Consider the following 12,834-nt stretch of genomic DNA (forward strand, 5'->3'; position numbering starts at 1 on the left):
AGACCAGTTAACATGTTCAAACATAGCCTCTCTCGCTAGGGCTAATAGCATTAATTCTTTTGCTGATGTCATATCTCCTTTTAATAAAGATTGAGCTCGAGCGTAAAGTTCTTCCATACTGCTGTAGCCACTGGCAGTGCTTTCATAACCAAATAATTCACTCCACAATGCAACAACACCACCTACCATAAGGCTATACTGCACAATCATCATCAGTATGTTATTAGCATCATTTAAGGTAGAAAAATTGAATATCTGCTGAGCTAACATAGAGCATAAAAGAATCGCGCCAAGACCAATCGCTACAATAAAGCACTTCTTTGAGAACGATGAGCATAGCAATGCCGCATAAAGTGGTCGTTTATAAAGAAGCTCAACTAAATTTTTAGCTCCTAGTTGTAATCGGCTTTGAAGAAAGCTTCGCTGATCGCCTATCCAAGTATCTCGAATCTCATCGAGGTTTTTATCAGCGGATGAGCGCCACCAATCGATTTCGGTTATAGCAATAGCATGATTAAATAATGGTAAGTGGCTCCGATAACGTCTTGGAATAATAGGCTCTCCCGATGGCGGGATATTAGACAAGTTTAAAAAACCCCTAATACGCATGGCTTCTGCGACACCTCGACTAAGCTGATACTTCCATTTCAATTCTTTTTTACCGGCGTAACGAATAACTCGCCAACAAGCGATAATAGACAATAAGGTCACTAGAATGACCCAACTTCCCTCTTCTGAATTAACTAAATTACCCGCTAATTCATAACAAGCAAATCCAACAATGGCAAACCAAAAAAACAATTTAATAAGTTTTCGATACTTTTGCTGTCCAATTAAGGCAAGATCATCGGCTAACGTAAAAATAGGGTTTGAAATTGAAAGGCCATTATCGACGTCTGGGGCAGTAAAGGTATTAGCAACGTCAATCGACTCTGATGCGCTATAACTATTATAAAATCGTAGCTCAGATAATAACTGAATAAACTCTGTAGAGATAAAGTCGGTCAATGCGTTTTCATTTCCAGCATAGCTATATGCATAGAGCTCGCCCACTTTGGGTGTTAAATGCGCTAATGCATCACTCTGGGGGTGATCAGTTAATAATAACGGAGATATATTATTAGTTACGCTAACTCTTTTGACAAAAAGGTGATGAACAAGGCCCGCAATTTGACCATCAAATTCAGAAACGGCTTTTAATGATAGATTTTCAGTATTATCAGGCCAATGAACTTCCATACCCAGTTTATATTTAACAATATCAGCGGTACCGCCACATCCATTTGCATCACATCCATCCCATAAAGCAACTAACACATTGGCATATTTTGCAATAAATAATCCCTGATTAAGGTACAGGCTATTCCTGAGATCGCCATAATCTAGATCCTCAATCGCGATTTGATAGTCACTATCAACCAACGAGTGTTTAATTTCGAGTAATTCATTACCATTTTTATGGAGGGCTAAAACCATTTTTTTAAGCTGGAAGTAACTATTACTATTGGGTTGAAAGTCTTGTTCAAAATTTATCAGCGGCATAGGTAAACAGCCAATAATTTTTATCGCCTCACAACCTAATTCAGCTTGTAAATCTAATGCCACTTCAATAGATAATAAATCTGCTCCTTCTGCTAGACCAGACATAAGCCAAATTGGCGTGACTATTTGCCTTTCGTTAACAGAAGTTGTATTGGGTTTAGCTACTGAGTTTAGCTGGTGATGCCAGTGAAGTAGCGTTGCTCGAATGGTAGATTTAAGTTCCGCGCTATTGTCATTTACTGCGTCTGCATTATTAGTCAGTATGTCTCTATGGCCAGTAATACCAATAATAAAGGGGAGTTTTGATGTTAAATGACTAGCAAGTAATTCCATTTTTTGAACTCGTACTTCCATTGTTATATGATTGTGATAATACCTATAAAATTAATAAAATCAAACGCTTTATAGGTATAACATGATCTAAAGCAAGGCTAAAACACTCTTTTTTAGTGTTTGTCTGCGCCTGATATATTAATTGCAAATAATAAAAATCAACTTTAATAATATTTTTCATTTGAAATCAACAAGCAGATTTTTCACCAATAAATGAAATAACTTATGTTAAATTAAAGTTGTTTCATCATCTATTAACGACAATACATATTCCATATAATAGCATTAATTAAATAGCTATAACTTAGTCTGAAAAGACTCCCAATGGGACATAGACTATATTTTTGCTTCTTCACCTGAGCTTATGGTTAAATGTGCGAGAGCGATATAAATATACTCAAAACTTGTCAGTCGATTAATTGTATTGATTCAAGTAACTGGCTAGTTAAACAGTATGACTAGCGCGATATAATAACCCCACAAATAAATTATTAAGAATATTATGGCAAAAGATAAAACAACTTATGTTTGCACCGAGTGTGGTGAAAATCATCCTCGATGGTTAGGTCAATGTTCAAGTTGTTCAGCTTGGAACAGCATCACAGAATTTAAAGAGTCCAAGGTAATAACCCAGCGCACACCAAGCAAAAACGCTCACCGAGGTTACTCGAAAGAAGATGCAAAGATAGATAAGTTGAGTGAAGTCTCTGATATGGACTTAACTCGATTTGACACCGGTAGCTCTGAATTCAATCGAGTGTTAGGCGGTGGTATTGTTGAAGGTTCTGTTATTCTTGTAGCGGGTGACCCTGGTGCGGGTAAAAGTACATTATTGTTAAAAACATGTGCTCATTTAAGTCAAATAGGTAAATCTTTATATACCTCAGGCGAAGAATCTAAAGGGCAAGTAAGAGACCGCGGTTTAAGGCTACAAGCCGACATTTCTAAAATTGACATAATGAACTCCGGTGACGTAGAGCTTATCTGTAATGTTATGGTCACCGATGGTTATAAATTCCTTGTTGTTGATTCTATCCAGACGGCATTTATTAGTTCACTGCCCAATTCTCCTGGCGGTGTTACTCAAGTCAAAGAATCCGCTGCTATGCTAAACCGACTAGCGAAAGAGCATGGCGTTACCGTAATATTAGTTTGTCATGTTTCTAAATCCGGAGATATGGCTGGGCCTAGAGTACTTGAGCACATCGGCGATTGTATGTGTAAAATAGAGCCAGAAGCTGACAGTAAATACCGAACGCTTAGAACCTCTAAAAACCGCTTTGGTGACACCACAGAAATAGCCACTTTTGCCATGACAGCCAAAGGTATGCAAGATGTTGTAAATCCGTCGGCCATCTTTTTAGATAAAGATGGTGCTGAATCGAGTGGGAATATGGCCTACGCATCAAACGATACCGGAAGAACTTTATTAATCAATATTCAATCGCTGGTCACCGAATCTCAAGCTGAAAATCCTATTAGAGGTGGTGTTGGCTTTGATTATAAACGCATGCAAATGCTGTTAGCCATATTGAGAAGTCGTATGGGAGTCAATATTGGCGGTAATGATATTTACGTAAACGTGGTATCAGGTGTTAACTTAACCAAAGATGTTGGCTCAGATCTGCCTTTGATCCTCGCAATGATATCGTCATCAAGAGAGCATAAGTTTTCAGTCAATACTATTGCCTTTGGGGAAATAGGGTTAGACGGTAGTGTAAGACCCGTGCCTTCAGGTGAAGAGCGTGTCAAAGAAGCGATTCGTAACGACTTTAAAGTCATCATATTACCTAAACGTAATTACAATAAACGTTTAGAAACTAAAGGGGTTACCTTGATACCCGTGTCTCATGTTAAAGACGTACTAGAAATTTTCTGACACTAGTCTTTGTATGTAAAAATACAGGTCAGCAACCTAATTAACTAATAATTAAGTTTGTTGACCTCTATTTTTGTGATGAATAGTAAATGCTACATCTTATACAAACAAAGGTCATGACAATGGCTGGAGTATGAAAATTTTTCAGTATTTCATCACGCTAATTATAATGGTGTATAACTTTTCAGATATCCTGGAACTAATAAAGTGTTAAATTAAAAAGGATTTTAATGAATCAAACTGGACTCTATGAACAGCTATTATCTTTATTAGAAATATGATGGCTGACTAAATAGAGAATTCATTGGCTTTATCTGTATCCCATTTAATAACTATTTCGCGTTAGTTAACTTACCAACTCTGGCCATTTTATTTTGTCGGTATCAAGACCATTTTTACAGCTCATTGGTTCATTACCTTTATAGTTTCTACATCCCCAAAACTCACCACTTTTACTTGAGCGTAACACCATTTCAGCATGACATTTTTCACACGTCGGTATGACGCTTTTACAGGCGTCATTCAAACAAAACTTAAAACCTGGGTGACGTTTTCGTGTCATCGGACTTTGGCAGCTAGTACAGGATTTCTCTTTATGCTCGCAGCGAGGAAAGTGTGAACATGAATAAAAATCGCCAAAACGTCCTGTTCGTTTCTTTAAGGTGCCTGTTTCACAAACCAAGCAGTTGATCTCATCTATAAATGATTGACTGGCTGTGCTGTCAAATTCATCAAGTTCGATGTTATGATCGCTAGCAAGCTCTTTAACAAAACAGCTTGCTTCAGTCATATCGGCAATAACATAAACCCTATCTTTAGCCCTCGTTAGGGCAACATAAAATAATCGTCGTTCCTCGGCATAAGCAAAGGCTTCTTTTTTCGCGAGTAAGGCGTCGAGTAATGCTGGCGTTACTTTTTCTGAAGGGAAACCATGAACACCTTTTTTGAGTCCAAGAATAATGACATAATCGGCTTCCTTTCCTTTAGAAGCATGAAAAGATTGAGATTCAATAGTTAATAGCGGATATTGATTATTTAACCGATTTAGATCGACTTTGTCTGGTAATTGAAACCAAAAACGCGCTAATAAATAAACACTTACCGGCTTACACGCTTTAGCTGAAATAGCCGCTAAAACATCATCGATTGCACCATTGGCCATTTCATCAACAATACCTTTTTTTGAAGAGTTTAATGCGCCATTCTCTCGTTTAAGTAATGAAACTGCAGGTGCTTTAACTTGTTTTAACGATTTTATTTTTTTCTTAATTTGTGCTGGATTTTGGCAAATAAAATCTGTTGCCACCTTGCCTATTTGGTTATTAAATCGAAAGGTTTGGTCTAAAGCTGATTGAGTGGTAACGCCAAAGTAATGGGCAAACCCTGTGGTTAAGGTAATGTCAGCGCCACTAAAGCGATATATCGCCTGCCAATCATCACCAACAGCAAAAACTGAACAGGCTTTATTATTGTCACGTAAGGCTTTAACTAACCGTGCTCTTGGCTCTGATATATCTTGAAATTCATCGACCATGATGTAACGCCATGGCGAATTAAATTTCCCCTCTTGCACATACCCTAATGCTTTATTAATCATATCTTCAAAATCAATTTCAGCGCGAGATGTTAAGTGTTCATCATAAGCGATTAAAATCGGTTTAAGTAACGTTAATGCTTTCGTGGTCTGTTTTGGATCAGAAGAATTGATGATCACATTATTTTCTAAAGAATGGTCTAAACACGCGGCTTTATAAAGTCCTACTAGCTGACAAAACATTTGGGCAAGTGTTGTTATCCGCCCACTTTCTTTTAAATTTTCGAGTATCACTTCATCAGGGAGTAATTCAAATTTAACTTGATGAGCATTAAAAAATGATTCTAAAGCGCTAATTAATTGTCCTTTTTTATGCTGAGCATAGGTAAATTCAAGACAATGAGTGTCAAATTTCTTATGGGTGTCTCGTTTCCACTGAATAGATGTGTGATATTCACTTTTATTGATGTAAGACGCTGTATTCCCGTTCTCATCTACCCCGTAATATTCAATATAAACATTAAGTTCAGGTAGAAAAAAGTCTGGTTGGTATTGTCTGCGCTCGATTGTTTTTACATCATGAACGTAGCTAGCTTCATACTGGTATTCTATTCCGTGGTTAAATAACCAATTGGCAATATAGAGCTCACCAAAACTTTTAACCTTCTCTCCTTTTAAACTACGAATATCATTATCGTTTAAATATTGGTAATACTCACCTAGGCTTTCAAAGTCAGAATCATTACGTTCAACGTAATAGTATTTACTGAAATACTCTATGATAAGTTGACGATATTGGGCTTGCTCATTAATCAAGGTTTCAAAACACCTTTGGATCCACTTAGCTTTTGCTTTTTCATCTTCGGCGAATACCGATAAACTAGGCTTTTTTCCCTCAACTTGAGCAATAATATTAAGACCTAAACGATGAAAGGTCGTTGCACTAATTTTATCAGTCGATAATTTTTCTTTTATTCTTGTATCCATTTCATCAGCCGCTTTTCGGCCATAAGCTAATAATAAAATGTCACTATGCTGCGCTTGTTCGCTGTTAAGTAAATAACCGGCTCGGCCAACCATCACACTGGTTTTACCTGTTCCTGCGCCAGCTAACAACAAGTTATTATCATTGTCGATAATACAGGCGCGCCGTTGACATAACGTTAAAGGATTAGACTCGACACGATCAAAAAAGGCTTGGTGGGCTTGAAGCTGTTGCTTGATATAACGTTCACGACAATCGTCTATAGTTTGCTCTTGCCAGTTATGGTAATTCGACAACTGCTGCAGCTGCTTAGCAACCATCGGCAGTGTTTTGCTGGTGTTAATCCAAGGAAACCAACGTTTGAGTTCTTGATTGACTAATGACTGAATAACATCAATATTTGACTGACGTAAATAGCGAGTGGTGATAATTTTTTTGATGGTCGTTAATAAGGCATTAACTGGCTTAATGTTGGCTAACGCCCAAAGTTTCTCACACTGGCTCTTATGTTCGCGTTTAGCATTGAAGGCAAGCATACTATAAGCATAACTTTTATCTGCTGTTTGCAATGTCATTATGTGCCCAAAAAAGCTGATATGAAACATTGGCGGTTTTATAAGTTCTTGCCATTTAATTTGGCTTAAGGTGTTTTCAACATCAATAGATAAGCCGATTTCAGTAATATTAATTTTCGTAGTTTTACCAATAAAGCGCCCAAAAACACTTGAAGATATACATTTCATTTACAGCACAAACCTAGATATAGAAAAATTCGACTTACCCTAAGCTGCAATTCTACCACTAGTGTAAAGGTAATTCTGTGTTCAGCAGACCAAATTTCATATACGCTCAACAAATACTCGCGTTTAAATTTTATAAAATAATAATCTACCGCTGATCTGTTTATTATTTATCCTTCTCCATTAACCATATAATTATTTTATCTACTAGGACCTGCGTATAATAGATAAAGCAATTAACAGGACACTCATTCTAAAATGAAGTAGTTTGAAACAATTAACAAGACACTCATCCTAAACTGAAGAAGCTTGAAGTTTTTTTTCATTATCAAAAACAAAAAACGACACACTTACTTTTAAGCTTAAACCTTAATTGGCTTAACTTTCTAGGTAAGACATGTTTAATATCATAGTACTCAACCTCTGCCGTTCATGTAAGGTATTCAAATTTTCCCCAGTTTTTTTCTGTAAATAGATCAAGGTGTTCAACAAGAGTTACAAATTTGTCATCACTTAATCTACAAACTAAATCTTATTTAATGTCATTGTAATTCTTTGCTTCCCGCCCTACACTCGGTTTCACAATAAAATAAGAATAACAAGAACAACAATGGCTCAGAATAATAAATTCACTACGCTGTTTGTTAATTACACGGCTAATATTAAGCGCTATATCAATAAAATCGCCAGTCCTGATGACATTGATGATATTATACAAGAGACGTTTATTCGAACTTATGAAGCCGATCTCAAAGAAGAAATAAAATACGCTCGTAGTTTTATTCTTAAAACAGCTAAAAATCTTGCGCTAAATCACGTAAATAAGTGGGATAATAAATACAGTGATTCATTAGATGATTCTGCTGACGCTTTGACTGGATTAACCTCACTGAAATTTGAAGAACAATTTGAGAGTAAGGAACGTTTCTTATTATTTTGCCGAGCGACAGAGCAATTATCTATCGTAGTCCGCAAAACATTTATATTAAAAAAAGTTTACGGTTTCAGCCAAAAGGAAATAGCTAACTATTTAAACCTTAGTGAAAGTACGGTTGAGAAACATGTCGCTAAGGGCTTATTAAAGTGCGCTGAATATATGGAAAGGATTGAGCAAAATAGTACACCAAAAGCTTCAACCTTAAAAAATAACGCACGTTCAATTATAAAATAAAATAAAATAAAATATAAATTAAAAAAGAATATTGTATGACAACAGTTAAACCATTCACCAGTAAAGCCGACATCAAAGCACAAGCAAGTCTTTGGGTAAGCAAAATTGATCGGGGTCTTTCCAACAAGGATAAACTCGATTTTCAACTATGGGTGAATCAAAGTGATTTTCATCGTAAAACCTTATTTTCTTTAGCTGCACTTTGGGATGATTTAAGTGTACTCAATGAGTTAAGTGCACTATTTACATTAGAAAAGCCGATTCAAAAAAAGCATAATGTTATCACTAAATATGCCGTTGCAGCAGGCATTGCCTTTATTCTGTTATTTGCGGGTAACATCTTTGTGAACATCACACCTTTTATTGATGACAATATCGAAAAAAGATTTGTTGAAGTAAGAACGTTGCAAACAGAGATAGGACAGCAAACCCGGTTTTCACTGTCCGATGGCTCCAGAATTAAACTTAATACCAATAGTTTAGTTGAAGTCAGTTATTCAAAAAACAATCGCTTATTAACATTGATTAAAGGCGAAGCAAACTTTGATGTTGCCAAAGATAAAAGTAGACCCTTTACCGTAACAGTTGGCGAAAAATCATTTACCGCGTTAGGCACAATCTTTAATGTAAAAAGAAAATCTAATGAAAACATGGAGCTTGTTGTCACCGAAGGTCAAGTATTAATGACCAAGTCGAACCAACCATTAAATAAAATAGCAAAGATGTTATCTACTTTACCTAAAGAAAAATTACCTGGTTTATTGATAACATCTGGTGAAATTGCCACCATCGAAAATAATATTCAAACATCAAATAAAAAAACTTCATTTGAGCAAATTCAACGAGAACTTGCTTGGCAACAAGGTATGTTAGTTTTTAATGGCAAACCACTCGATGAAGCATTAGCCGAAATCAGTCGTTATACCACCACAACCTTTGAAATTAAGGATGTTGAACTCAATAACATAAAAGTGGCCGGTTACTTTAAGGCGAATGATATTGATGGACTCCTTAAATCGTTAAGTAGTAACTTCAATATTCAATTTGAAAAAGTAAATGAAAACTCAATTCATTTGAGCTTAAATACTACGAAATAACTTTAAATACTCCCTATCTTTTAACTCAATATATTTTTTATAAAATATTATAGAGGAATTTTCCTTCTGAACTGTTTATTAACACTGCAAGGTTGGCAAAAGTTATTTTGTCGTTTTCAACTTTCTGTATTTCGGCCGTTAACAAGCGCTACATTTTTTATATGTACCTGTCTTATATTCACGTCTGGAGCATTTGCCGAAAGCTTGATCAACTTTACAGTGAAGGAACAGCGTGCTGATAAAGCGCTCATTTCATTTGCATTACAGGCAAATAAAACGATTTTATTTTCCTATGACTTAACAAAAGAACATTATGCAAATGAGTTAAAGGGCAAATATTCGGTTAAAGACGGTTTACAACAACTTTTAAAAAACACCAACTTAACCGCTGTTATAGATAACGCTGGTCAACTGAGCATAAAACTACATAAACATCTCAGGAGTAATATAACAATGAATAAAAGCACAATGCTCAAAGCAGCTTTAGTTCCACTAATGCTAAGCGCAGCAAGTCAAACAGCACTTGCCCAAGAGCCTGCTCAAGTCAGTGAGCAAGAAGTAGAAAAAATTTCAGTTATAGGAAGCCGTGTTGCTGGTCGTTCTGCAGAAGACTTACCTGTTCCCGTAGACATTTTGTCTGCTGAAGCTTTGCTTAACACTGGGCAAACAGAAGTCGGTAGAATGTTACAAGCCATAGCCCCATCATTTAACTTTTCAAGCTCATCGATTAGTGATGGAACTGATGCATTGCGCCCTGCTACCTTGCGTGGTTTAGGTCCTGATCAAACATTAGTGTTAATCAACGGCAAACGCCGCCATCAAGCGAGTTTAATTCACATTAACACCTCAGTTGGACGTGGTACTGCTGGTACAGATATGAATGCTATTCCTGCCGCATCTATTAAGCGTATTGAAGTATTACGTGATGGCGCCGCTGCGCAATATGGTTCAGATGCAATTGCCGGTGTCATTAATATTATTCTTAAAGATCAAAGTGAAGGTGGAAGCGTCGGTGTTTCTTATGGCGAGAACTCAGCTGGCGATGGTGAAACTACGAATATCGATATTTCTAAGGGTTTTGCACTTGGCGATAATGGTTTCCTTAATACCACGTTAAATATACGTGATAGAGGCTACTCTGACAGAGCAGGCTTACATGGTTCATGTCAATTTTCAGGTTGTACCCAGCTTGATAATGGCGATTTTTTATTAGGCGATCCGCGTGAAGCTACCGCCACTCGTGAAACATTTCGTATTGGCGACGCAGATTCCGAGCAAATAGGGCTAACGATAAATACTGGCTACGATTTAGCTGATGGTCATTTATATGGTTTTGTTACTTATTCAAGCCGTGATAACGAATCTGCAGCTTTCTTTCGCCATAATGCGAACGGCGGAGGTAACGCACAGCTTCAAGATGGTGATGCAACTATTCCCGCTGGATTTTTACCTAAAATCAATACTGAAATAAAAGATATTTCATACAACTTTGGTTATAAAACTGAATTTAGTAATGATTCATCATTAGATTTATCATATACCTATGGTGAAAATAATATTGATTACACGACTCGGGATACAATAAATTCATCTTATGCTAATTCACTCATCTACACCTCAGCACTATCCGCTAATGAGATTCGTAGCTCAATTCCTCGCGAAGCGTTTGCTTACGGCTTAGAACTCACCTTACAAACAATTAATATGGATTACACTCAAAATTTTGATTGGTTTTCTTTAGCTATGGGTACCGAGTTTCGCACGGATGAATTCAGAGTAAAAGCAGGTGATGAATATTCATACAGAGACTATGATACCGATGAACTCGGTAATAGCATATATGAGACAGATCGCAGTGCAGGAACACAAGGATTTGGTGGTACAGCCCCACTACAATCTGTTGATGAATCTCGTGATGTAATTTCTTTTTACATTGACACAGAAGCAGAAGTCACTGATAACCTAATTATTAGCACAGCGGTTCGCTATGATGATTACGACGGCTTTGGTGATAGCACTAATTTCAAACTTGCTGCTAATTGGTCAATTACTGATGATGTATCGTTGCGTGGCGCCACAAGTACTGGCTTTAGAGCTCCGTCAATGCAACAACTTTATACTGATAATATTAGTACTCAATTCCAGACAAATCCTAATGGTGGGGACCAAATTGCAGTACAAATTGGTACTTTCCGAAATGACAGTATTCTAGCGCAAGCTATTGGTATTCCTGAGCTAAAAGAAGAAGTATCAACCAACTTTAGTATTGGCTCTGTTGTAAGAGTTACTGATGATATTAATTTAACTGTTGACTTTTATTCTATCAAAATTGAAGACCGCATTGTGTTGAGTAATTCATTAGGTAACGGTTTATCGTCAGCGCTTGATGCGGCATTAGCTTCTTCTGGAGCAGGTGCAGGGCAATTCTTTTTAAATGGTGCTGACACTAAAACAACAGGTGTTGATATTATAGCAACATGGAATACAGAAGTAATGTCTGGCACATTAGACTTAACATTTGCCGCAAACTTTTCAGAAACAGAAGTTACCGATACTTATACTCCAGCAGGTAGTGCATTAGGTGGAATTTCACCTGAGGATGTTTTTTCAGAGCAGGCGATTTCTATTATTGAAGAATGGCAACCTCAAGACCGCATAAGTTTAAGTGGCTTATATAAAATTGGCGATTTCACAGTTAACTTAGCCTTTAATCGTTACGGTGAATACACGGTTCTTGATGGTGAAAGACAAACGTATGGCGCTGAAGTATTAACAGATTTACGCGTGAATTATCAATTTAACGATGAGCTTTCATTTAACTTTGGTGGAAATAACATTTTTGATGTGTACCCTGATAAAAATGAAATAGGAAATTCTCGCTCTGGCACTATTGTTGACGCCAATGGTAATGTTGTTGTCAGTAGTCCTGGTGTGTTTACTTATTCACGCCGTTCAGCACCTTTTGGTTTTAATGGTGCCTATTTCTACGCCGGTGCTGAATACCGTTTCTAGTTGTATACTTAAACCATATACATATACTGGTTTCAAATAATTTAGCTATAAGTAAATTATTACAATCAAAAAAGCAAAGTGATCACACTTTGCTTTTTTTAATTTATTTAATACACAAACGAAACAACTTAAAACAAATACAAATAACCTCCCCAATCGCTGTTTCTTTAAATATCAAATTAACAGGACACTCATCCTAAATTGAACAAATTTTACCTTTCTACTAAGCTAAAGTAATCAAGCTACTTTATCTTAGGTGAGTTATGGCCACGCCAAGGAAGCAACAAATCAGTTTAGTAGACACACCTTATTATCATTGTGTGGCGCGTTGTGTTCGACGCGCTTTCTTATGTGGTGAAGATACCTTTTCAGGTCAAAGCTTTGAGCACCGGCGAGGTTGGGTGGAAGACAAAATCCATTTTCTAACGCAAGTCTTTGCGATTGAGGTTTGTGCCTATGCGGTGATGAGTAATCACTATCATGTGGTGTTATTTATTGATGAAGAAAAAGCGAAGCAGTGGACAATGACTGACGTACTTGT

Annotated in this window: 6 protein-coding genes and 1 pseudogene; 5 read left to right on the top strand and 2 right to left on the bottom strand. The window is 36.7% G+C overall.

The annotated features are described in order from the left end of the window. Nucleotides 1-1,875, bottom strand: a 1,875-nt coding sequence (locus H4J69_RS18835) for a hypothetical protein (RefSeq protein WP_182252031.1), incomplete at its 3' end; no start/stop codon positions are given. Nucleotides 1,876-2,377: 502 nt separating this feature from the next. Between H4J69_RS18835 and radA the strand changes: the two genes are divergently transcribed. Continuing rightward, a complete protein-coding gene (gene radA / locus H4J69_RS18840) occupies nt 2,378-3,754 on the top strand; it encodes a DNA repair protein RadA (protein ID WP_070376542.1) in 1,377 nt (458 codons plus the stop codon). Between the two features lie 346 nt (nt 3,755-4,100). Here the strand turns inward: radA and H4J69_RS18845 are convergent, their stop codons facing one another. Beyond that, nucleotides 4,101-7,016, bottom strand: coding sequence for a UvrD-helicase domain-containing protein (locus H4J69_RS18845; RefSeq protein ID WP_182245096.1), 2,916 nt, complete (start codon nt 7,014-7,016; stop codon nt 4,101-4,103). A gap of 607 nt (nt 7,017-7,623) precedes the next feature. Here H4J69_RS18845 and H4J69_RS18850 point away from each other — a divergent pair. The 4 genes and pseudogenes from H4J69_RS18850 to H4J69_RS18865 form a co-directional block, all read left to right on the top strand. Beyond that, nucleotides 7,624-8,184, top strand: coding sequence for an RNA polymerase sigma factor (locus H4J69_RS18850; RefSeq protein ID WP_182216409.1), 561 nt, complete (start codon nt 7,624-7,626; stop codon nt 8,182-8,184). Between the two features lie 35 nt (nt 8,185-8,219). Beyond that, the gene (locus tag H4J69_RS18855) at nt 8,220-9,281 is read left to right on the top strand and encodes a FecR family protein (RefSeq protein ID WP_182245097.1); all 1,062 of its coding nucleotides are present in this window, start codon (nt 8,220-8,222) and stop codon (nt 9,279-9,281) included. A gap of 453 nt (nt 9,282-9,734) precedes the next feature. Then, nucleotides 9,735-12,293, top strand: a complete 2,559-nt coding sequence (locus H4J69_RS18860; protein WP_259364999.1) for a TonB-dependent siderophore receptor — start codon at nt 9,735-9,737, stop codon at nt 12,291-12,293. Between the two features lie 263 nt (nt 12,294-12,556). After that, a pseudogene (locus H4J69_RS18865) lies at nt 12,557-12,834 on the top strand (transposase); the annotation flags it as partial.

This window comes from Colwellia sp. BRX10-9 (assembly GCF_014077405.1).
Classification (GTDB): Bacteria; Pseudomonadota; Gammaproteobacteria; order Enterobacterales; family Alteromonadaceae; genus Colwellia_A.